We start from the raw sequence: 21,870 nt of genomic DNA, 5'->3' as shown, positions 1-21,870 counted from the left end.
TAGACAAGTTTGTCTCCATAGAGCTATACTAGCACCTGTTATTAGTAGACAGACTTGTCTACTTAGAAGGTGATTAAGAGGAGTAAAGCAATGGATTTTACGATTTATACCATTGAAACTGCAAAAGAAGCCTCAAAGGAAGCTCTGCTCCATGCTAAAGAGACATTTGGTTTGATTCCAAATCTAGAGGGTATTCTGGCAGAAGCTCCCGCCGCCTTGAAGGCAGGCATAGCATTGTGGGATTTATTTGAAACAACCAGTTTTACACCTATCGAACAACAGGTTATCTATCTGACTGCTAATTACGAACATGACTGCCGCTACTGCATGGCAGCTCATTCAGGTTTAGCAAAAATGATTGGGATGACTCAGGAAGACATTGAGGCTTTGCGTCAAGGTCAACCTTTGGCGGATCAAAAGTTACAAGCATTGCGCCTGTTTACTAAGCAGATGATTGAGGCGCGAGGTTGGGTGAGTGAGCCGGAAATCGAAGAGTTTCTAGCAGCAGGTTACACAAAGCAGCAGGTTTTGGAGGTCATTTTAGGAATTGCTGTCAAAATTATCCACAACTACACTAATCACATTGCTAAAACTCCTTTAGATAAGGCCTTTCAACCTTATGTGTGGTCAAAACCTGCGGTATTTTCTTAATTAAAGCAACATCAGTTCGGGTTAAGACATTTCGCTGCTAGTTATACGAAATAATAGGAGTTTTAGGCAGCGATAGAATCATGGCTTGAGCTTATCCCGAACTCAGGTTATCTAGTTTTAATATTGCTAATGGCGTATCCTCGCTAACGATTTCGCAGTTCTGCTTCTAATTTATCTAAGTCGCTTTTGAGTAAAACCGTCATTTGTCCGGTGAAAGCTTTACCGTTGCGTGGTTGGGCAATTTCTACCCAATAGGCGTAGCGATCGCCTATTCGTAATTCTCCTTTTAAAGCTTCTCTAATGGGAGTTTTGGCAAACCGCGCTGAGTTAATTGCACTCTGGTTAGGATACTCATATACAGTTTGGGCGTTTTTAAAGTCTTGATAAATATCTAAACCGTAAATTACTCTTAAAGACTCTTGCAAACGCTGAAAACTCATGCCGTTAATGGCATCATACATCGCTAGACGCTCATAGCGGATTCTACTTCTATCTTTGGTGAATGCTACTCTACCAGGAGGTAAAACGGAAGCCTGAAAAGTAAATCGCTGGGCTGCTGTATCGCTTTTCTGCACATATAGTTTCTCTCCACGACTAGGGCGTAGTGTGGGATGAGCTTTCATCCAAGTACCAACTTCCTCTGTACTTTGTCCTGGTAAAGCATTGGCTTTGGTATCAAATAGCATTCCCACACCTAGCCCAGAAACTAGAGTACAGGCGCAAACCAACAAGTTAAGCTGAGATTTTTTGAGCATTTTTCTATACGGGAATTACAGAGAAATTACCCCACAAGGGAGTAATCATAGTTTTCCCGTTTTTCAGAAAAATTATGGCATTGTTCCCTTTTAATCGATCAAATTTTCAAGCAAGACAATTTTAGATAGTTGAATCTACTGTGGTTAATTGTATTAGCAAATATAATACTAGGTTTATTTGGCGATGGTATATAAATTTACTTTGTATGGATGTCCTGAGAATTATCACATTAGTAGCAAATATAGTTCATCTATTTGATGTATCGCATCGCATCAATCAAGAAGAAACAGTCACAGATTACCAACAGGAATCTCAAGCGAATAATGAAATTTGGAGATGGCGCGTTCCCAATCCAGAATTAAATTTAACATTAAAAGATGAGATTGATCGCAGTATTATTTTCTTACCTCAGCGTTCTAATTTTGGGAGAAATCTGGTTGTACTATTTGGTTATTTTATGTTTGGTTGGGGAATTTTGATCGCTATTCAGATTTTAATTGCAAGAGGGAGTTTATGGAATGCGATCGCTATCTTTGTATTCTTGGCAGGGATAGGATATATATGTACATTTACAGGAAGTCAAATTATTCGGATAGAACTCACAACCAAAGATTTAACTATAGTCCAAAATTTTGCCTTTTTCTGGGAATTTAAAAAACGCTACTTGCGTCATCGCATCGTTGATATTAGTGGACGTTATCAAGCACTTCTGATGGTAGAACTTGGGGCTGAACCAGATTTTTATATCTGGATTAAACAAAGAAGGAAAAGATCCGAGAGGTTTATTACTTCATGCAATCAGCTTCAAGGTTCATGGTTAGTATATGGTTTACAATCATGGCGTGAATATAACCCCAATCCTGAATAATTAATTATTGAGATTGTTTATATTGCAGATTAGACAAGAAATATAGTACAATTAAACTATATAATCACAAATAGTTGTTATAGTTATGGTTGTAATAACTCTATGAATTGACTTATTTTGTGACAGATTCGAGGGGGTGATTTTAGTGGTGTCGTGTTTTGATGTAGCAAATTACTTCATTTGGTTAGCAAATGAAACAGGTTCTTTTATCAGTAATCTCAAGCTACAAAAGCTAGTTTACTATGCACAAGCTTGGCATTTAGCACTATCTGACACTCCTCTATTCCCAGAAGATTTTGAAGCTTGGATACATGGCCCCGTAATACCAGAGTTATACCAGAAGTATAAGCGTTTTGGTTGGCAACCCATTTTAGAAGATGCTAAACCGGAATTACCACAAGATGTTCAAGAGTTTCTAGATGAAGTTGCACAAGAATATTTTGCTTGTGATGCTTATGAATTAGAACAGATGACTCATGTTGAAGCACCTTGGAATTTAGCTAGAGGCGATATCCCCTGTGATACACCTTCCAATGCAGTTATTCAGAAGGAATGGATGAAGGAGTATTACGGATCTCGTGGGGAAGAAAAAGATTCAGAAGACTGAGGTTAATAAAACCAGTAAATCAGGTATTCAACTAACAAAGCTGAAGCCACCTCAAGGCATCAGCTTTTCCTTTAAATATTATCAGGATGGTCACAGCAAGTTTTCTTGTAGTGAAAAAGAGGTAATCTACTGGCTGACTTTACTTGATAGGTTAAAAGCTTTATCCAGTCTTTCGGCTCAAGAATTATTAGTCAATCGTAGCAGTAGCCTGAGATGTCACCCCATGAAGTGGGAAGATACTAGCGAGAGTAGCTTTGGCTTACCTAACGAAGAACAATTAGTTGATACACCATATCAGTTTTCTCTCTCCTCAAATGAACATGGTAGAGTTCATGGCTTTTTTATTGGAGAGGTTTTCTATATTGTGTGGCTAGACCCAAATCATCTGCTTTATCCAGCAAAAAATTAAGGTATGATACCTACTTTAATAACTTTCCGTGCTTTCATATCCTCAAAAACTTGCTCTAAATCTTGTAATTGTCGCTGTTCACTAATTAATAATTCAAAAGGTATTTTACGACTAGCAATTAATGCCAGCGCAGCCCTAACATATTTAGGTGTGTTGTGAAAAACACCTTTTAAGGTGAGTTCGCTGTAATGTAATTGTTCTGTGTTGACTGTAATTGTCGTATCTCTAGGACAACCACCGAATAAATTCACAGTAGCACCAGGACGGCCGCAGGCGATCGCAGTTTCCCAAACGCTGGGTACTCCCGTCGCTTCAATCACCACATCTGCACCCCAACCGTCGGTAAGTTCTTTGACTACACCCGGAATGTCTGATATTTGATGATAGTTAAATGTCTTAGCCGCACCTAGTTTTTCGCCAATTTCTAGTCTGCTGTCGTTACCTCCCCACAGCAATACCTCAGTATTTTCGGCTAAGGTGGCGACAAACATCAACCCAATTGCGCCATCTCCCAAAATCACTACCCTATCTTGAGGTTTGACGTTAGAACGAGCCACCCCATGCAGCACACAAGCCAAGGGTTCTGTTATCGCTGCTAATGCTAACGGTAATTCATCGGGAACGCGCAACATATTATGCTGCACAATCGGCGCAGGAATTTTCAAATATTCGGCAAATGTGCCGTTATTCCAAGTTAAATGGGGACAAAGAGAATATTCTTGATGTTGACAAAAGAAGCATTTCATGCAGGGTGCAGAGTTATTAGCGACGATGCGATCGCCTACTTGCCAACCCGTCACACCTGCACCAACTGCTATAATCTCTCCTGCGGCTTCATGACCAAATAAAGTTGGCGGTTGCAACATTTTGGCATGGCCACCACGCCGCCAAACTTTTAAATCTGTGCCACAAGTTGTAGCTACCCCTACTTTAATTACTACTTCACCAACATCTGGCGAGGGGTCTGCAACTTGTTCTAAGCGCAAATCTTTTTGACCATACAGCAATGCTGCTAACAAAGCTTTCTACCCTAATAATCTAACTTCATCTGATTGTAGCAGGTAGTTAACAGTCAGCACTCACAGAAGATTGAGCAACTACACCTGTATTGCGAGTATCTACATTTGGTAAGCGATTAGTATTTAAAAGTGGAACTTCTTGCCGACAAGACAAACAAAACCAATACAATTCGCCGTGACGAATATGGCGGAGGAGAGAACCACCGCAGCATGGACAGTTGTTGGCTCGCGTAGTTATCATCACCAATGTCCTCCTCAAATAATTTTGTTGAAAAATGTTAGAAAAATTTGTTGTTTAAAATTAGATTTGAGCCGTATGAATATAAGTGTTGAATTGAATTTGATTACTGATCACTTGTTCATACACGGCTTGATATTTGTTAACCATTTCGTTAACGCTAAATTTGTTTTCTACATATTTTCTACACTCATAACGATTTAATTCCAGAGTTGCTGGAATCATCTGAGCCATTTGATCATAGGTTTCACAAATAAAACCTGTTTTGCCCTGTTCTATCACCTCTGGGACAGAACCCAGATTCATCGCAATTACTGGTGTACCAGTTGCCATTGATTCAATCATCACCAACCCAAAGGGTTCTTGCCAGGTAATAGGGAAAAGAGTGATTGCCGCGTTACCAAGTAATTGAGCTTTTTGTGTATGGTTAATTTCGCCTAAATATTGAATCTGTTTCCCATCTATATGGGGAAAAATTTCTTTTTCAAAAAATTTGGTATCGACTATATCAACTTTCCCTGCCATCTTCAATTGCCAGCCAGTTTTTTGAGCAATTGCGATCGCATTTTGTGGCCCTTTTTCCGGGGATAATCGCCCTAAAAACGCCAAGTATGGAGGTGTTTGGGGCTGGGCAATGAATGGATAATCTCCTGGTTCAATCCCGTTATAAACGGTTTTAATATAATTGAGGTGAATTTGACGCTGGGCGTTACTAATGCTGACGTATGGCTGCTTTTGGTGATAACTAAAAATCTTGCGGTTATCTTTAGTAAAACTACCGTGCAGAGTGTGTACTGTCGGAGTACAAACTAAACTCGCCAAGGGTAAAGCCGAAATCCCTACATGGGAATGAATCAGGTCAAATTTCTCTGCTTGTTGGTAAACTTGGCTAAGTTCTAGCATTTCATAGGCGGCATACTCTTGGACTGTATTGTCTAAACGTAATCCGCGTGGGTGAACTGCTGCTAAATTCGCCAGAGTTTGAGAATCACCAGAAGCAAATAATGTAACCTCATGACCACGACGTACTAATTCATTGGTCAAGTGACTCACTACCAGTTCAATCCCTCCATAATTGGCGGGTGGAACTCGCTCCCAGAGGGGGGCAACTTGAGCGATTTTCATAAATTGTTTTGCTTGATGTCGGTAAGATGCTCCCCACAATAGAAACTTCAATAATATTATGAGGAAATAAGATTATTACTGACAATTTTGCAATTTAAATTAACCTAATTGATCCCTAACAGGGTAATCTTGGTTAACTATATCGTCAATAATTGAGGAAAAACTTGAGAGCCTTCATTAATAGTCACTAATCCACTGCCTTTTAAATATAACTCATGTATTCTCACTTTCATCTACCTTGGGGATCATAAACTATGAGATTATTTTGTAGCAGAACTCACAATATAGCTAATTTTTGTAGCTGAGAATACTAAAAATCACAGATGGGATCAATTTTTTACAAGGTCAATTTAGGGTAAATGCCGAAAAAATCAAGAAACTTGATAAATATTAAATGATTCTAAAAAAATTCCTGTTGAAAATTTATTCTATATATGGAGGTTGTTAATTAACTAATGAAAATCGCCACTTGGAATGTCAACTCGATTCGCACGCGTCTAGAACAGGTTGTTGATTGGTTAAAGCACAATCCTGTTGACGTTCTCTGTTTGCAAGAAACCAAAGTTATAGATGCAGATTTTCCGCGATCGCCTTTAGAAGATTTAGGTTATCACTTATATATCTCAGGACAAAAAGCTTATAACGGTGTAGCCTTAATTAGTCAGCAACCACTTGAGAATGTAACTACCGGATTCACAAAGGTGCTGCCTGATATTGACCCAGTATGGGACGAGCAGAAACGGGTGATCACTGGTGTTATAGATGGTGTAAGGATTGTGAACCTTTACGTTCCCAACGGTTCATCTGTTGGGAGTGAGAAATACGAATTTAAACTACGCTGGTTGACAGTGCTGCGGCAATATTTACAAACACTGCTGCAATCTGAACCTAGTATCTGTATGTGTGGCGACTTTAATATTGCCTTAGAAGCGAGAGATATTCACGAACAAGTCAAAGCTGAAAATCACATCATGGCATCTGAAGCCGAGCGTCAAGCCTTAAGAGACATTTTAGAATTAGGCTTCGCCGATGCTTTCCGTAAATTTACTAGCGAAGGCGGACATTTCAGTTGGTGGGACTATCGCACCGCCGCCTTCCGTCGTAATCAGGGTTGGCGCATTGATCATCACTATCTCACCCCAGTTTTATACGATCGCGCAGCCAGTTGCACTATCGACATCAACCCCAGAAAATTACCCCAACCGAGCGACCATACACCAGTAATCGTAGAATTTTAACTTTGGGATTTTAGATTAGATATGGAGTATTAGGGACTGGGGACAAATCAATTCAAAATTCAAAATACCCTACGGAAAGGCTTGCGCCTACAAAATTCAAAAATGATGACTGGGAACTAGGTAATTTACCTAATCCCCAATCACCAGTACCCAATCCCTAGTACCCAATTCCCCTAACCCTATTCCCTAATTATTATGTTTTTGGTCACTGGAGCAACGGGAGATATTGGCCGTCGAGTTGTGCGACTGCTACGCCAACGGGAGCAGTCGGTGCGAGCATTTGTCCGCCTCACCTCGCGTTATGGCGAATTAGAACACCGAGGAGCAGATATTTTTATTGGTGATTTAAGGTATGACAAAGATATCAAGAAAGCTTGTCAGGGTGTTGAATATATCATCAGTACCCACGGTTCTGATAGTGATGCGCTGGCTCTAGATTACCGGGCTAACATTGAACTTATTGATCAGGCAAAAGCCAATCAAGTACAGCACTTTGTTTTTATATCCGTACTAGGAGCGGAACGGGGGTACGAAGATGCTCCTGTGTTCAAAGCTAAACGAGCTGTAGAACAGTATTTAGTAGCTAGTGGGATAAATTACACTATTTTACGTCCGGCTGGATTAGCATCTAACTTGCTCCCCTTAGCAGAAAGATTCCGGGACACAGGTTTATATCTATTGCTTGGCGATCCCAAAAATCGCACGTCTATTGTCAGTACAGATGATTTAGCCAGGATAGTAGTAGATTCTGTGACTGTACCTGGCGCACTCAATCAAATATTTCCCGTGGGAGGGCCAGAGATTTTATTGCGTGAAGATATTCCCCAAATCTTCAGTCGCATCTTTAATCAAGAACCAATCATAATTAACTCCCCATTATTGGCTGTAGATGGGTTACGGAGTGTGTTGGGATTAATTAACCCCCAAGCACAACAAGCTTTGGGAACTTTTCGGACATTACTGTCCAATGAATTTTTCTGTAGAAAAGAGGAAATAGCTAATATAGAGCAAACTTTCAATTTCTCCTTAGAAACCTTAGAAAGTTTTTTAAGACGCTATTTAGCTGTTTGAATTTCGGCATGGGGCATAGGACATAACACAATCCGGTTCAATTAAGGTTTTGATCCCCCCTAGCCCCCCTTAAAAAAGCTACCGTGTACACACATCTTTGTGCTGAGTGTAAAATGTGGCTTGATCCCCCCTAGCCCCCCTTAAAAAAGGGGGAACAAGAATTAAAGTCCCCCTTTTTAAGGGGGATTTAGGGGGATCTGTAATGTTTAAATTTCACTAACTGAACCGTATTGGGATATAACAGAATCCCATGCCCCATGCCCCATGCCCAATCCCCAATACCCAATTATGAAACATCCCCTATTAGCCAATGCTGCTCAAGCACGTCAAACTAAACAGGTATTTGCTAGACCAGAAGACCAATTATCTTATGAACTGGGTAAAGCTGTTAAGGAATTACCACCGCTTTACACGAGATTATTAGCAGGAACGATTAGCTTTGTTGTCTTTGGCGCGATCGCTTGGGCTGGTTTTTCAGAAATCGATGAAGTGGCGGTTGCCCAAGGGGAATTAATTGCCTCCACCCAGGTAAGACCGGTGACATCTCTGGGTAATGGGGAAATTGTGGCGATTAATGTCGAAGAAGGCGATCGCGTTACTAAAGATCAAGTCCTGATTCAGCGTAACCCGGATTTGAAACAAACTGATGTCACACGCTTGGCTAAAGCTACAAATTTAATTCAAGAAGACTTACAACGTTTACAAGCAGAACGCATCGGGGATAAAACCACTAGTACAGATAATATTCAAGATGAATTATTAAAATCCCGTTTGCGCGACTACCAAGCCCGTCAAGCCGCGGCCGAAGCTGAAGCCAATCGTCAAAAAGCACTCATCGATCAAGCCAAAGTTCGCCTAACACGGTTGCAAGATAATCTAGCTAGTGCCAAAAGCAGCGTTATCAACGCTAAAACCAATCTGGCTAATGCCCAAAGCATCCGTGTGAAGGTAGAAAGTAATTTAGAAATTGCCCAAAGCCGAGAAGAAAATCTCCGCACCTTGATTAAACCCGGTGCTGTCCCCAGAGTCGATTATCTGGAAGCCAAAGAAAGACTAACTCGCGCCCAGACAGATATCACCAGAGCCAGGGATGAAGTCACAAACGCCAAAAATCGACTCACAGAAGCTCAAGACAAAGTCACATCCTTACAAAAAGATATAGCAGCACAAGCCCAAGAAATTCGCCAACTCCAACAAGCCTACCAAGCCGCGTGGAGTCAAGCCCAGCGTGTAGCATCAGAACGCAAAAGCGAAATTTTAACCCAGATTAATAAACGTCGAGAAGAACTAGCTAATGTTTCTGGTCAATTAGAGCAAGCCAGACAAGAAAAAGACGGGGAAACGATTAAAGCCCCGGTAGCAGGTACTATCTATAAAATTAAGGCAACTAAAGGGCCAGTACAAGCCGGGGAAGAATTGCTATCAATTTTACCAGCAGGGGAAGAAATTCTTTTAGAAGTAAAAGTTCTCAACCGCGATATTGGCTTTATCCAAAAGGGAATGAAAGCAAAAGTCAAAATGGCAACTTTCCCCTTCCAAGAATTTGGGACTATTGACGGTGAAGTAGTCCAAGTTAGTCCGAATGCTATTGTTGATAAGGACTTAGGGTTAGTGTTTCCCACAAGAATTAAACTCAAAAAACATTCTTTAATAGTTAGAGGTGACGAAGTAGAGTTTACTCCTGGTATGGCGGCTACAGGTGAAATCGTCACTCGCAAAAAATCAATTTTGACTTTCATCATCGAACCTGTAACCCGTCGATTTAGCGAAGCGTTTTCTGTCAGGTGAACTACCTACACTGACTTTGCGGTACGCTGTAAGCTTGCCAAATCATTGGGTGCGGGGTTTCGGGACTCGTCAATTTTAGATTTTAGATTCAATCCGGCAATCCAAAATCCAAAATTTAAAATCTAAAATTCGGAGGGTTAAACGAAGGCAGAAGGCAGGAGGCAGGAGGCAGGAGGCAGGAGGCAGAAAGAGGAAAAAGCCACCCACAAGGGGAAGCCAGTCTCGTGGGCGGGTTTCCCGACTTGAGAGAACTGGCGTTGGGGCTTGAACCTTCCCCAAAAAATGTTAATCGCGCACAAGGGGCTGGGCTTGAACCCAACAAGCATTTTTCTTTCCTTCTGCCCTCTGCCCTCTGCCTTCTGCCTTTCTTCGTCAACGGATATCGCTACTTGAGCATAGTCGGAGTTCTCTGCCTCATATGAGGGTGAAATGATACTATTAAAAGAGTTTCTAATTTAAACTGCGAAATCAAAAGGATCGTCTAAATACATAGATTGCATCACATTTTTGCTGTTTTTGAGTTAATTTTCATCTCAGACCCATCCATTAATTACAATGGCTGGGTTGGGTTAAATTCCTATAATCAATAGAATAGTCAAACCCTTTTAATTCCCATCCCCTCAATTTAGTTCCATAATCTGCCATGCTAAAACTCTTGTTGGGCGACCCCAACGCTCGTAAGCTGAAAAAATACCAACCCTACATTACAGACATTAATCTCTTAGAGGAAGACATTCAAGCTCTTTCTGATGAGGATTTGAAAGGCAAAACAGCAGAGTTTAAACAGAGGCTTGCCAAAGGCGAAACCCTGGATGACCTTCTGCCAGAAGCCTTTGCTGTGGTCAGAGAGGCAGGAAGGCGAGTCTTAGGGTTGCGACATTTTGATGTCCAGCTATTGGGCGGTGCGATTCTGCACACTGGGCAAATTGCGGAAATGAAAACCGGTGAAGGTAAAACCCTGGTAGCCACTTTACCGAGTTATTTAAATGCTCTCTCAGGTAAGGGAGTACACGTAATCACGGTGAACGATTACCTGGCTCGTCGGGACGCAGAATGGATGGGACAGGTGCATCGTTTTCTGGGTTTAAGTGTGGGGTTAATTCAGGCGAGCATGACTCCCAGTGAACGTAAGAGAAATTATGATTGTGATATAACTTACGTTACCAACAGTGAAGTTGGCTTTGACTACCTGCGGGATAACATGGCTACATCAATGGCTGATGTAGTGCAGCGTCCTTTTAACTACTGTGTAATTGACGAAGTAGATTCAATCTTAGTTGATGAGGCGCGGACACCCTTAATTATTTCTGGTCAGGTAGAAAGACCTACAGAGAAATATTTGCAAGCGGCGGAAATCGCTTTGACTTTGCAAAACGAAGAACATTACGAGGTGGACGAAAAAGCCCGTAACGTGCTGTTAACAGATGAAGGTTTCGCGGAAGCAGAACAACTTTTAGGAGTTACAGATTTATTTGACCCGGAAGATCCTTGGGCGCACTTTGTCTTTAACGCGATTAAAGCTAAAGAACTGTTCCTGAAGGATGTCAACTACATCGTCCGCAATGGGGAAGTTGTAATTGTTGATGAATTTACCGGACGGGTGTTACCGGGACGGCGTTGGAGTGATGGCTTACACCAGGCAATTGAAGCTAAAGAACACGTAGACATTCAGCCGGAAACCCAAACCTTAGCAACAATTACTTATCAAAACTTGTTCTTGCTATATCCCAAACTATCAGGGATGACAGGAACGGCGAAGACAGAAGAAGCCGAGTTTGAAAAAATTTACAAATTAGAAGTTACAGTCATTCCTACCAACAGAATCAGAAAACGGGAAGACTTATCTGATTTAGTATTTAAGAAAGAAACAGGTAAATGGCGAGCGATCGCTAGTGAATGTGCCGAAATGCACGAAAAAGGTAGACCTGTTCTCGTGGGAACTACTAGTGTAGAAAAATCAGAATATCTCAGCCAATTACTCAAAGCACAAGGCATTCCCCACGAATTACTTAACGCTAGACCAGAGAACGTAGAACGGGAAGCGGAAATTGTCGCTCAGGCAGGACGCAGGGGTGCTGTCACCATTGCTACTAACATGGCGGGGCGTGGTACGGATATCATCCTCGGTGGTAACTCCGAATACATGGCACGGTTAAAACTGCGGGAATACTTGATGCCACGCATTGTTAGACCAGAGGACGAAGACATATTTGGCGTACAAAGGGCGGCTGGTTTACCTGGGGGACATGGCGGCGGTCAAGGTTTCACTCCTGGGAAAAAAGTCAAAACCTGGAAAGCCTCACCAGAGATTTTCCCCACCCAACTTTCTAAGGAAGCCGAAAAGTTATTAAAAGAAGCTGTAGATTTTGCGGTGCGGGAGTATGGCGATCGCAGTTTACCAGAACTCGAAGCCGAAGAGAAAGTGGCTGTTGCCGCCGAAAAAGCACCCACAGATGACCCCGTAATTCAAAAATTGCGGGATGCTTACAAACGGGTGAAGCAGGAATACGAAGAATTTACCGACCGCGAACATAATGAAGTGATAGAACGGGGTGGTCTGCACGTAATTGGGACAGAACGCCACGAATCACGCCGCATTGATAACCAGTTGCGGGGACGCGCCGGCAGACAAGGCGACCCTGGTTCAACAAGATTCTTCCTGAGTTTAGAGGATAACCTACTGCGGATATTTGGAGGCGATCGCGTTGCCGGTTTAATGGAAGCCTTCAACGTAGAAGACGATATGCCCATTGAGTCGGGAATGTTGACTCGTAGCTTGGAAGGCGCGCAAAAGAAAGTTGAAACCTACTACTACGACATCCGTAAACAGGTGTTTGAGTATGACGAGGTGATGAACAACCAACGCCGCGCTATCTATGCTGAACGTCGCCGAGTTTTGGAAGGTCAAGACTTGAAAGAACAGGTGATTAAGTACGCTGAAAAAACGATGGACGATATCGTTGACTACTACATCAACCCTGATTTGCCCTCAGAGGAGTGGGAATTAGAAAAGTTGGTAGAAAAAGTCAAAGAGTTTGTCTATTTGCTGTCTGATATGCAGGCGAGTCAATTAGAAGACATGGGAGTCGGCGAAATTAAAGCCTTCCTCCATGAACAGGTACGCATTGCCTACGACCTCAAGGAAGCGCAAATTGACCAAATTCAGCCAGGACTGATGCGTCAAGCTGAACGGTTCTTTATTTTGCAGCGCATTGATACCCTATGGCGGGAACACCTGCAACAAATGGATGCTTTGCGTGAGTCGGTTGGCTTGCGTGGTTATGGACAAAAAGACCCGCTTATTGAATATAAGAGCGAGGGTTATGAGTTGTTCTTGGATATGATGGTCAACATCCGCCGGGATGTGGTTTACTCGCTGTTCATGTTCCAGCCTCAGCCGCAGCCAATGGCGCAACCTTCTTCTGAGATGGTTTGAGACTCTCATTAACAAGTGGGGATTTATCGCCTCAAGGGTTTAAATCCCCGACTTTGATTGTTTTTGAGTAATGAGTAATGAGTAATGAGTAATGAGTAATGAGTAATAAGTAATGAGTAATGAGTAATAAGTAATGAGTAATGAGTAATGAGTAATAAGTAATAAGTAATAAGTAAAGGCTTTATTTGCGGTGGAATCATCTTAAAAATAAAGCGTGTAAATGTCTACCTGTGACATAGTGCGGCGGAATTGGCGACTGAGGAAGCAGGTTAATAAGTAGACTGTGAGGCATATTTTCGTTTTTTAGTCGTAGACTGAGCAACTCTCGACTCTACTGTAAACCCTGGTATTTCTACGAGTTCAGTACCGCTTAAAGTATACTGCTCACAAACTAAACTTAGGCGATTTCCTGGGGTTTTGACAGCATTGACAGAGTGAGTTAAATCACCTTGAAAGTAAACTAATGTATTCATTTGCGGTTTAATTTGTCCAAGTTGGCGTTTGTGGGATTTAAGAACTAATTCCCCCCCTTCCATCTCAGGTGGTACGCGCACATACAGGACACTAACTACCGCAGGTGGCTCAATAGTTTTACAATAAGAACGCAGAGAGCGATCGATATGCGGATCAACGCGAGAGCCTTCCTTCAGTAGTAGAGGATTCAGGTAAAAAGCGTTACATTCAGGCAAAAGAGCCAAATCTAAGTAAGGCTTAAAGTAGGGGAATTGTTGCTCTACCTTAGATATGTGCGATTTTTGAAACACCACAGAGAAACCTTTAGTCCCCACAAAATCGCGGTTGAGGTTGTTGACAGCAAAGTAAGGACAAGCGTGGATTTCTCCCCACAAGTGCTTAAGATAGTCACTGGGAAAGGCGTTAGCTTGTTGTTGATAGTATTTCACAAATGGGGAGCGATCGCTAAATTATGGTATCTAAAATTTTACCTCTCTTTCTCTCTGCGCCTCTGCGCCTCTGCGTGATAAAAATCAAACTAACTGCGGAAACGATACCAGACAAACAACGAGTGCGGCGAGTTGTCAGGCGTGTACATAATACATTTTGGTTGATTCGAGAGGTGATGCAATATACCCCCGATTGTGTGATTGTATCGCCTGAGAATGTGCGATCGCTGATCAAAACAAAACTTTTAAGTATCTATCAAAATTATGACTTAGAAGTTTCTTCTTAAACCGCTTGATCTGGAAATGGTGCGTTAGTATCAGGAAGTTATTTTTGTAGTTAATTTGTCTCAACCTGACGCACCCTACATCTTAAAGATTTTTTATCTGGAAGTCTCTAAATTGAGAGGTAGTTCTGAAGTTGCTTGTTCCTCATCATTGGGTGAAGGAGTATTCTGAGGATTGGTCACATCTACATCTAGAGAAAATGAAAAATCCTTGACTTTAGCCCCTGCATCTGGTTGCAATTGAGGACTCAATGGCAATGGGTTATTTTTGGGAACGCTTGGAGAAGTAGTATTTAAAGGTAATATCTCCTTTAACTTCCAACCAGATTCTTGACGAGAAATTGACCACCATAGAACGCCTCCAATAGTCAGGAAAGCTACGAAAATAGCAATCAATTCATCAAAGCCTAGAAATGTTGATGAAGATGAATCTTGATGTGATGAAGGTTTTGTCATGGTAATTCGTAATTCGTAATTAAGGACTAGGGAGCAGGAAAGCAGAGGGAGCGGGGGGCGGGGAAGACAAGGGAGACAAGGGAGACAAGGGAGACAAGGGAGACAAGGGGGCAGGGGAGCAGGGAGCAGGGAGCAAGGGGAGTAAAATTCTTCAATTTTGAATTTTGAATTTTGAATTTTGAATTGATTAGCCCCATGCCCAATGCCCAATGCTCAATGCCCCATTCCCCATTCACTACAACACCCGTAAAATGCTGGGGATGCTGTCAACTGCTGCTAAACTCTGAATTTCTGCTAAGGCTTGGCGAAAATCGCCTTCCCTCACATCGTGGGTAACAACTACAATTTCTGCTAGTCCTCCCTGAAAACCTGTTTGCACGATTGACTCTAAACTTACACCATGATCACCAAAACAAGTACCTAGTTTACCAATCACACCTGATTGGTCTTGGGTGAGGAATCGTGCATAAAATCTGGTTACTAGGTCTGATATGGGGGCAATTTGGCAATAATCCTCATGCCTACAGGTTAACAGAGGATTTGGGGCGGCGGTATTGCTTTTTAGTGCTGCTACTAAACTTAAAATATCCGAGGTGACGGCACTAGCAGTAGCACCCGCACCCGCCCCAGGACCAAAGAACATCACTTGACCGATGGGTTCTCCTTCTACCAAGATGGCGTTATAAACACCGTTAATACTTGCCAACGGATGTGCCTTGGGTACTAAGGTGGGATGTACTCTCACAGATAGCTGAGAGTTATCATTCACGTGATTGGTAGCGATCGCTAATAATTTAATTACAAACCCCAATTTTTCAGCATAGGCGATATCTGTTTTACTAACTTGGCGAATCCCTTCACAATACACATCTTTTAAATGAATCCGGCCATCAAAAGCCAAGGATGCCAAAATAGCAATCTTATCTCCTGCGTCTAAACCATCAACATCTGCTGTAGGATCAGCTTCTGCATAACCCAAGCGTTGGGCATCAGCCAAAACGTCAGCAAAGTCACTGCCTTCGGTTTGCATCCGGGTGAGGATGTAATTAGTTGTGCCATTGACAATGCCAGTTACGGTATGTAGTCGGTTGACACTTAAAGCCTGCTTTAAGGGTTGAATTACAGGAATACCACCACCCACAGCCGCCTCTAGCATGACGTATAAACCGGCCTGATTAGCAGTGGTGAAAATTTCCGCCCCAAAACGAGAAATTGCGGCTTTATTGGCGGTAACGACGTGTTTACCGTTCTTTAAGGCTTGGAGAATTAGCGATCGCGCCGGTTCTAATCCCCCCATCACCTCGACTACAATATCTATTGCCGGGTCGTTGACAATTGCATCTAAATCTGTTGTGATGATTTCGGCAGGTAAATTCACATCACGGGGCTTATCAAGGGATCTCACTCCCACTCGATAAATTTCAATCTCTTGTAATAACGGGTGACGACCAGCAGCATCTTTTAATAACTGCACAGTTCCCGTCCCTACAGTACCTAAACCTAAAATTCCCAGCTTTACACCCACAAAATTAACCCCAAACTCTATATTAATTCCTGAGTACACCCTGATCAGAGCGTTTAGTTGCTGCTAATCATGCTTGTCTCAGCTATTTATTTATAAAACCCAATACAAAAAAATTGTAGGGTGGATTATTTACCCACCCTACAGATTATCTCGTGTTAGTTGTCCTAGTCTAATCAACTATTGACTATTGACTAACTTAGTATGTTTCAACGTGCCAACGACCTGCTTTTTTGAGTTCCTTCTGATAGTCACTCCAGGTTACGCCTTCCTTAGCAGCAGCAGCAGTTAAAGCAGCATCAATACCATCTTCCATACCGCGTAAACCACAGATGTAAGTGTGGGTTTTTTCGTTTTTGATCAACTGCCACAATTCATCAGCATTTTCTGCTACACGGTCTTGGATGTACATTCTACCGCCTTGGGGATTTTTCTGTTCCCGGCTGATAGCATAGGTCAAGCGGAAGTTATCAGGATACTTCTGCTGCATTTCTTCCAATTCTTCTTTATAAAGAATGTTGGGAGTTGTAGGTACACCAAAAATCAACCAAGAAAATCCTTTAAATTGATATCCTGGGTTAGCAGCTCTTTCTGCATCCTTAAATTGCCGCCAGAGGTAAGCACGCATAGGAGCAATACCTGTACCAGTCGCCATCATGATAACGTTAGCTTCTGGGTCATCAGGTAACAACATTTCTTTACCAACTGGGCCTGTGATTTTGACATCATCCCCAGGCTTGAGTTGAGTTAAGTAGGTAGAGCAAACACCGTAGACTGTTTCGCCTGTTTCTGGATGCTTGTACTCCAGCTGACGGACACAGAGGGAGACTGTCTTATCATCCACATCATCACCATGACGAGTGGATGCAATAGAATACAGTCTGAGCTTTTCTGGCTTGCCGTTTTTGTCTAAACCAGGGGGGATAATCCCAATACTTTGACCTTCGATGTATTTCAAATTACCAGTAGACAGGTCAAATTTTAGGTGCTGAACAATCCCAATTCCACCTTCTTTAACTAATGTTTCATTAGAGATACATTTACCAATAAATGGCGCATTAGGGCGGTAGGTGTTTACAGGAACGTCAGCGTGGGCTTTTTTGGCTTTCGCTTGAGTCATGGTTTTGCCTTTATTATCCTTATTAGTCTGCTGTTCTTCAGCTGGTTTTTGAGCGAAGCCTTCTACTTCACCATTTGCTGTTACAGGTGTGGCTTGACCATTTCCCTGAGTGCTACTATTCTCCTGGGAGGCTACTTTACCATTAAGTTGTTGTAGACCAGTTCCAGGATGAATGCTCACAATCTTCCCGCCTAGGCGAGTGATCCTCTGCATTTCTTGATTCATGCGGTTGTAAGGTACTCTGATGAACACACTGCCACTGTTACGAATTGGGTAGTTAGTTTTATCAGTTTCTTCGTTCTGACGCAGACCCACCACTTCGTAAACGAAGACCCGGCTACCTGATTCTGCGTTGGCAGCACCGTCAAAAGCACCTTGGTTGTACATTCTTTCTACCACTCCGATATTTACTTAACCGTTTTTCAAAAAAAACTTTTCCCATCACAAACTAGCTTTAGTTTATCGGATTTCGTGTTCCTAAAACTACCGTTCTGAGAAAGTGGCACTATCAAATAATGCCTTGCATTAATACACTGACCAAGGGCATGGAGGGTTAGTAATAAACACACCTGTTCACCCTTTAAGTTAAAGGATAATTCTATTGGATAATGTTAATAATGAGTCAATTTAATCTTTTCTTTCGTGCTGTAACCCATTACCCCCGAATACAATTCCGGGGCTTTTAGCAGCCCTGAGAAATAGAGGTTAGATTCTTATTCATTGCTTTGGTTAGAGTTCAAGCTCCATCCAACTGTGTTTTCCCTACCCCCTACACCCTGTTGTTGATCTGTGTGTTTCTTCCCAGTAAATATTGTATGGGTTACACGATTCTGATAAAATCAACTATACCACTAGGATTAAATACTTAGCCAGTCCTGAAGGCAAGATGTTCAGACGAGTCACAGCCAATGATTTGGTTGTCTACTCATTTGATAAATCTTATATGTTGCTGAGTAGCAAGAACGCAGGACAAACCAAACGGGTAAACTCCTGGCTTCACATCTGCTGTGTGAAAAAAATTATTGATTGACACATTTACTATTTAGAGGAGATTTATGACAAGTAAGCCGGAACGCGTGGTACTAATTGGAGTAGCCGGAGACTCTGGGTGCGGAAAATCTACGTTTTTGCGTCGCTTGATAGATTTGTTTGGTGAAGAGTTCATGACAGTTATCTGTTTAGATGACTATCATTGTTTAGATCGCAAACAACGTAAAGAAACTGGTATTACAGCACTTGACCCCAGAGCGAACAACTTTGACCTCATGTATGAGCAAATCAAAGCTCTTAAAGAAGGTCAAGAGATTAATAAGCCGATTTACAACCACGAAACCGGCATGATCGATCCTCCCGAAATCGTCAAGCCAAATCATATTGTAGTGGTTGAGGGTCTACATCCTCTGTATGATGAACGGGTGCGATCGCTCCTTGATTTTAGCGTTTACTTCGACATCAGCGACGAAGTCAAAATTGCTTGGAAAATCCAGCGTGACATGGCAGAAAGAGGCCACCGTTATGAAGATGTCCTAGCTGCCATCAACTCCCGCAAACCCGATTTCCAAAAATATATTGAACCACAAAGAGAATTTGCGGATGTGGTTCTACAAGTATTACCCACCAACTTAATTAAAAACGATACCGACCGTAAAGTATTGCGGGTGCGGATGCTACAACGGGAAGGTAAGGAAGGCTTTGAGCCATGCTACCTCTTTGATGAAGGCTCAACCATTCACTGGACTCCTTGTGGACGGAAGCTCACCTGTTCTTACCCAGGTATGCAACTTTACTATGGTTCTGATGTTTACTACGGTCGTTATGTGTCTGTGCTAGAAGTAGACGGACAATTTGACAACCTCGAAGAAGTAATTTACATCGAAAACCACTTGAGTAACACCTCCACCAAATACCAAGGTGAAATGACTCACTTGTTATTACAACACCGTGAGTATCCAGGCTCTAACAACGGTACTGGCTTATTCCAAGTGTTGACAGGTTTGAAAATGCGTGCTGCTTACGAGCGTTTAACAGCAAAAGAAGCCAAGTTAGCAGTTCAAGTGTAAAACAGCAGTGTTTGTGTCAAAAAGTTAGGGGGTAATTCTACGTACTCCCTTTTTTTATGGATTTCGGCAAAATACCATATATATTAAAGAATTTACTGTGAATTTTGCACAAAAAATGTAATTGCAGGCACAAAAATCTATATTTATACCAATTCTCCGATAGCAGGGGGCAGGGGGCAGCTGATAGGCGTAGGTTTTTTACGGTGTGTACCAAAAACCTTGGTTTTGGGGTGTAGGGGTGTAGGGGTGTAAGGGTGTAGGGGAAGAATTATCTGTAGCCGGGATTTAGAGAAATGGTATTACTCATTACTCATTACTCATTACTCATTACTCATTACTCATTACTCATTACTCATTACTCATTACTCATTCAGGAAGCCCCCTAGCCAGCGAATGTCACGAAAAAAGAACGAATATTTACTTTTGTAGCCTAATTCCTAAAGAAATCTAAGGAAAATGAGAGTGCAGTTAAACTCAACTTATAACCAGTTGTAAGGGAGTGAACGGAGAACACGAAAGGTTATGTTTCTACCTGATGTAACTGAGAAATTAATTAAGATTGTTGAAGTTACATCAATCTATTAATCCTTTGCAATTAGGGCGAAAATCTATGAAGCAACCATATCTATCTCCCGACGATTTGCCCACACATAAAACTTCACTCATTAGTGAAGTATTACTCAGTCAACTTGAAGAAGTAACGAAAAAAAGGTTTTATTTAGCTTGTAGACATAAAGTACGTATTTTGTTATCCAGTTGTCACTGGTATTTTAAAGTTAATAGTGGCATTCTCATGTTAATTATGGTGTGTCATGATATCGAAAGTTATCAGAACGTAATGATGAATGTTCCGTATTTGGCTAGCAAATTAAAACTATTTGCAAACCAAGCCAAAATTAGTATTAGTTCTCCAGTTAATCAAGGTATGCCTTGGGTGATTGGGATGAATCAAGTACTACCTGGGGAAGATGGTTAATGGGAAATTGGGAGTAGGGGGGCAGGGAGCAGGGAGCAGGGAGCAGGGAGCAGGGGGCAGGGAGCAGGGAGCAGGGAGCAGGGGGGCAGGGGGAGACAAGGGAGACAAGGTAGAAATATTTACTCCAATGCCCCATGCCCAATGCCCAATGCCCCATGCCCAATGCCCCATGCCCAATCATTACTTAGCCAGACGTTCATCAAAAGATGCTAAGACTGCACCAAGGGTTTCAGCGATAATACTGATGAGACGATATAAGGCGATCGCACTAATTACAGCCGCAGTAGGAAAGCGATGTTGTAAAAGTGCGATCGCTGTGGCTTCAAACACACCTAACCCACCAGGCGCACCGGGAACAACTAACCCTAACAACCAAGCTAAACTAAAAGCCCCCAATAATAAAGGAATTTGACTCGGATTTAAGGGGATGATTGCAAATACAGTTAAAATAAAACCCATACCTCTAAGTCCGACAAATCCTAACTCTCCCAACAACGGTTTTAAAGGATAGCGTCGAATCAAAAGTTTATCCGTTGGCTGAGTTTGAGGCTTCTTGAGTTTTAATTTGTGCAATGAGCCAATCACCGGATTTAAAAAGCGGGGATGGACTGCACAAAGTATGATAATTAAACTGATTATTTGTAAAGCTTGTAGCGTTAATGTATTGTTGGTAGGCGCAAATTGATTACTTAATAAAACCACAAAAATTAAAGCTGCCGCCGCCATTAGTAGAGGTTCTAACAAAACGCTGAGGGTGGCTGCACCAGGAGCAACATTAGCATTTTTTGCCGCTACAATCCGGCCGTAATAATGCCAGACATTACCAGGCAAATACTTAGCCAGATTAGTTTTTAGATAAACCTGGATAAAGCGACTAGATGGTACAGATTGTTTTAATTCTTTGAGAACCCAAGTCCAAATCCAGCCAGCCCAGATATGCCCTAGTAAAGTCACCCCAGTAGCGATCGCTAAAATTGACCATCCGCCTTCATCAATGCGAATAGCTGTCACTTCTAACCAATTATTCTGCAACGCTTTGCCAACAAAAACTAGCGTTGTTCCTAAAATTACCCAGCGTAAAATTGTTTTGAGTTTAATCTTCATTTAACAGCCACCACAGCCTACTGATTGCGTAGGCGATCGCATATCCAACTCTAACGAATTTTTGCACTGTTCTCGTTAATATTTCAACATCGAGGTCAGGCTGAAATTTTGCTGTATAGAGGAATACGCTAGCATGAGCTTGTATTAATAACTGTAATTCACTGCGTAAATTAATGGATATCGGTTTAATAGTGAAAATTCTTGCTCCCTGTCTGCCATTTCTGTTGAATAAAGTTGCAG

At 42.0% G+C, this 21,870-nt stretch carries 19 protein-coding genes and 2 pseudogenes; 11 read left to right on the top strand and 10 right to left on the bottom strand.

Features of this window, described 5'->3' with window-relative positions:
- Positions 1 to 90 precede the first annotated feature (90 nt).
- Positions 91 to 651, top strand: a complete 561-nt coding sequence (locus ACPZ3T_RS00480; RefSeq protein ID WP_490273035.1) for a carboxymuconolactone decarboxylase family protein — start codon at positions 91 to 93, stop codon at positions 649 to 651.
- Between the two features lie 143 nt (positions 652 to 794).
- On the opposite strand, the gene ACPZ3T_RS00475 is transcribed toward ACPZ3T_RS00480, so the two are convergent.
- On the bottom strand, positions 795 to 1,406 hold the full coding sequence (locus tag ACPZ3T_RS00475) for a hypothetical protein (RefSeq protein ID WP_490273034.1): 612 nt from the start codon (positions 1,404 to 1,406) through the stop codon (positions 795 to 797).
- A 206-nt stretch (positions 1,407 to 1,612) separates the two neighbouring features.
- On the opposite strand from ACPZ3T_RS00475, the gene ACPZ3T_RS00470 reads away from it, so the two are divergent.
- From ACPZ3T_RS00470 to ACPZ3T_RS00460, 3 genes are all read left to right on the top strand, one after another.
- Positions 1,613 to 2,275, top strand: coding sequence for a hypothetical protein (locus ACPZ3T_RS00470; protein ID WP_490273033.1), 663 nt, complete (start codon positions 1,613 to 1,615; stop codon positions 2,273 to 2,275).
- Between the two features lie 145 nt (positions 2,276 to 2,420).
- Positions 2,421 to 2,882 (top strand): Panacea domain-containing protein, encoded by a 462-nt coding sequence (locus ACPZ3T_RS00465; protein WP_490273032.1) that lies wholly within the window; start codon positions 2,421 to 2,423, stop codon positions 2,880 to 2,882.
- Entirely contained in the window at positions 2,854 to 3,291 is a 438-nt protein-coding gene (locus tag ACPZ3T_RS00460) for a hypothetical protein (RefSeq protein ID WP_490273031.1), read from the top strand. Before ACPZ3T_RS00465 ends, ACPZ3T_RS00460 begins: the two co-directional genes overlap by 29 nt.
- On the opposite strand, the gene ACPZ3T_RS00455 is transcribed toward ACPZ3T_RS00460, so the two are convergent.
- The 3 genes from ACPZ3T_RS00455 to ACPZ3T_RS00445 form a co-directional block, all read right to left on the bottom strand.
- A complete protein-coding gene (locus ACPZ3T_RS00455) occupies positions 3,288 to 4,310 on the bottom strand; it encodes a zinc-dependent alcohol dehydrogenase (RefSeq protein WP_490273030.1) in 1,023 nt (340 codons plus the stop codon). The genes ACPZ3T_RS00460 and ACPZ3T_RS00455 overlap by 4 nt on opposite strands.
- Before the next feature lie 46 nt (positions 4,311 to 4,356).
- Positions 4,357 to 4,548 carry a hypothetical protein gene (locus tag ACPZ3T_RS00450; RefSeq protein ID WP_490277420.1) on the bottom strand — a complete coding sequence of 64 codons (192 nt, stop codon included), beginning with the start codon at positions 4,546 to 4,548 and terminating at the stop codon, positions 4,357 to 4,359.
- Positions 4,549 to 4,611: 63 nt separating this feature from the next.
- Positions 4,612 to 5,673, bottom strand: coding sequence for a glycosyltransferase family 4 protein (locus ACPZ3T_RS00445; protein ID WP_490273029.1), 1,062 nt, complete (start codon positions 5,671 to 5,673; stop codon positions 4,612 to 4,614).
- A 455-nt stretch (positions 5,674 to 6,128) separates the two neighbouring features.
- On the opposite strand from ACPZ3T_RS00445, the gene xth reads away from it, so the two are divergent.
- From xth to secA, 4 genes are all read left to right on the top strand, one after another.
- On the top strand, positions 6,129 to 6,911 hold the full coding sequence (xth, locus tag ACPZ3T_RS00440) for an exodeoxyribonuclease III (protein ID WP_490273028.1): 783 nt from the start codon (positions 6,129 to 6,131) through the stop codon (positions 6,909 to 6,911).
- Between the two features lie 195 nt (positions 6,912 to 7,106).
- Positions 7,107 to 7,982 (top strand): SDR family oxidoreductase, encoded by an 876-nt coding sequence (locus ACPZ3T_RS00435; protein ID WP_490273027.1) that lies wholly within the window; start codon positions 7,107 to 7,109, stop codon positions 7,980 to 7,982.
- Positions 7,983 to 8,270: 288 nt separating this feature from the next.
- Positions 8,271 to 9,770: a beta-barrel domain-containing protein gene (locus ACPZ3T_RS00430; RefSeq protein WP_490273026.1), complete on the top strand. Its 1,500-nt coding sequence runs from the start codon at positions 8,271 to 8,273 to the stop codon at positions 9,768 to 9,770.
- 643 nt (positions 9,771 to 10,413) lie between these two features.
- Positions 10,414 to 13,206, top strand: a complete 2,793-nt coding sequence (gene secA, locus ACPZ3T_RS00425) for a preprotein translocase subunit SecA (protein ID WP_490273025.1) — start codon at positions 10,414 to 10,416, stop codon at positions 13,204 to 13,206.
- 202 nt (positions 13,207 to 13,408) lie between these two features.
- Here secA and ACPZ3T_RS00420 read toward each other — a convergent pair.
- Positions 13,409 to 13,498: pseudogene (locus tag ACPZ3T_RS00420) on the bottom strand (CRISPR-associated endoribonuclease Cas6); the annotation flags it as partial.
- Positions 13,476 to 14,108 carry a 2OG-Fe(II) oxygenase gene (locus ACPZ3T_RS00415; protein ID WP_490273024.1) on the bottom strand — a complete coding sequence of 211 codons (633 nt, stop codon included), beginning with the start codon at positions 14,106 to 14,108 and terminating at the stop codon, positions 13,476 to 13,478. The pseudogene ACPZ3T_RS00420 and the gene ACPZ3T_RS00415, both read right to left, overlap by 23 nt.
- A 98-nt stretch (positions 14,109 to 14,206) precedes the next feature.
- Here ACPZ3T_RS00415 and ACPZ3T_RS00410 point away from each other — a divergent pair.
- Positions 14,207 to 14,395, top strand: a pseudogene (locus ACPZ3T_RS00410) (WCX domain-containing protein); the annotation flags it as partial.
- A 93-nt stretch (positions 14,396 to 14,488) separates the two neighbouring features.
- On the opposite strand, the gene ACPZ3T_RS00405 reads toward ACPZ3T_RS00410, so the two are convergent.
- The 3 genes from ACPZ3T_RS00405 to cpcD/petH all read right to left on the bottom strand — a co-directional run bounded on the left by ACPZ3T_RS00405 (position 14,489) and on the right by cpcD/petH (position 17,877).
- Positions 14,489 to 14,848 (bottom strand): hypothetical protein, encoded by a 360-nt coding sequence (locus tag ACPZ3T_RS00405; protein ID WP_490273023.1) that lies wholly within the window; start codon positions 14,846 to 14,848, stop codon positions 14,489 to 14,491.
- 235 nt (positions 14,849 to 15,083) lie between these two features.
- Complete coding sequence (locus tag ACPZ3T_RS00400) at positions 15,084 to 16,373, bottom strand: homoserine dehydrogenase (protein ID WP_490273022.1); 1,290 nt, start codon at positions 16,371 to 16,373, stop codon at positions 15,084 to 15,086.
- A gap of 196 nt (positions 16,374 to 16,569) precedes the next feature.
- Positions 16,570 to 17,877 (bottom strand): bifunctional rod-capping linker CpcD/ferredoxin--NADP reductase PetH, encoded by a 1,308-nt coding sequence (cpcD/petH, locus tag ACPZ3T_RS00395; RefSeq protein ID WP_490273021.1) that lies wholly within the window; start codon positions 17,875 to 17,877, stop codon positions 16,570 to 16,572.
- 668 nt (positions 17,878 to 18,545) lie between these two features.
- On the opposite strand from cpcD/petH, the gene ACPZ3T_RS00390 reads away from it, so the two are divergent.
- The gene (locus ACPZ3T_RS00390; protein WP_490273020.1) at positions 18,546 to 19,550 is read left to right on the top strand and encodes a phosphoribulokinase; all 1,005 of its coding nucleotides are present in this window, start codon (positions 18,546 to 18,548) and stop codon (positions 19,548 to 19,550) included.
- Between the two features lie 610 nt (positions 19,551 to 20,160).
- Positions 20,161 to 20,526 (top strand): hypothetical protein, encoded by a 366-nt coding sequence (locus ACPZ3T_RS00385; RefSeq protein ID WP_490273019.1) that lies wholly within the window; start codon positions 20,161 to 20,163, stop codon positions 20,524 to 20,526.
- Positions 20,527 to 20,706: 180 nt separating this feature from the next.
- Here the strand turns inward: ACPZ3T_RS00385 and ACPZ3T_RS00380 are convergent, their stop codons facing one another.
- The gene (locus tag ACPZ3T_RS00380; RefSeq protein WP_490273018.1) at positions 20,707 to 21,630 is read right to left on the bottom strand and encodes a lysylphosphatidylglycerol synthase transmembrane domain-containing protein; all 924 of its coding nucleotides are present in this window, start codon (positions 21,628 to 21,630) and stop codon (positions 20,707 to 20,709) included.
- Positions 21,631 to 21,870: the final 240 nt, after the last annotated feature.

It is taken from the genome of Aliinostoc maniaoense (assembly GCF_058172895.1).
Note: the sequence above shows the minus strand (reverse complement) of the source record. Positions and strands in the feature narration are given on the sequence as shown.

What these genes read in the sequence shown, in the direction of transcription:
- ACPZ3T_RS00480 (WP_490273035.1), top strand. Translation starts at nt 91, where the DNA reads ATGGATTTTACGATTTATACCATTGAAACTGCAAAAGAAGCCTCAAAG.
- ACPZ3T_RS00475 (WP_490273034.1), bottom strand. Translation starts at nt 1,406, where the DNA reads ATGCTCAAAAAATCTCAGCTTAACTTGTTGGTTTGCGCCTGTACTCTA.
- ACPZ3T_RS00470 (WP_490273033.1), top strand. Translation starts at nt 1,613, where the DNA reads ATGGATGTCCTGAGAATTATCACATTAGTAGCAAATATAGTTCATCTA.
- ACPZ3T_RS00445 (WP_490273029.1), bottom strand. Translation starts at nt 5,673, where the DNA reads ATGAAAATCGCTCAAGTTGCCCCCCTCTGGGAGCGAGTTCCACCCGCC.
- xth (WP_490273028.1), top strand. Translation starts at nt 6,129, where the DNA reads ATGAAAATCGCCACTTGGAATGTCAACTCGATTCGCACGCGTCTAGAA.
- ACPZ3T_RS00435 (WP_490273027.1), top strand. Translation starts at nt 7,107, where the DNA reads ATGTTTTTGGTCACTGGAGCAACGGGAGATATTGGCCGTCGAGTTGTG.
- ACPZ3T_RS00430 (WP_490273026.1), top strand. Translation starts at nt 8,271, where the DNA reads ATGAAACATCCCCTATTAGCCAATGCTGCTCAAGCACGTCAAACTAAA.
- secA (WP_490273025.1), top strand. Translation starts at nt 10,414, where the DNA reads ATGCTAAAACTCTTGTTGGGCGACCCCAACGCTCGTAAGCTGAAAAAA.
- ACPZ3T_RS00405 (WP_490273023.1), bottom strand. Translation starts at nt 14,848, where the DNA reads ATGACAAAACCTTCATCACATCAAGATTCATCTTCATCAACATTTCTA.
- cpcD/petH (WP_490273021.1), bottom strand. Translation starts at nt 17,877, where the DNA reads ATGTACAACCAAGGTGCTTTTGACGGTGCTGCCAACGCAGAATCAGGT.
- ACPZ3T_RS00390 (WP_490273020.1), top strand. Translation starts at nt 18,546, where the DNA reads ATGACAAGTAAGCCGGAACGCGTGGTACTAATTGGAGTAGCCGGAGAC.
- ACPZ3T_RS00385 (WP_490273019.1), top strand. Translation starts at nt 20,161, where the DNA reads ATGAAGCAACCATATCTATCTCCCGACGATTTGCCCACACATAAAACT.
- ACPZ3T_RS00380 (WP_490273018.1), bottom strand. Translation starts at nt 21,630, where the DNA reads ATGAAGATTAAACTCAAAACAATTTTACGCTGGGTAATTTTAGGAACA.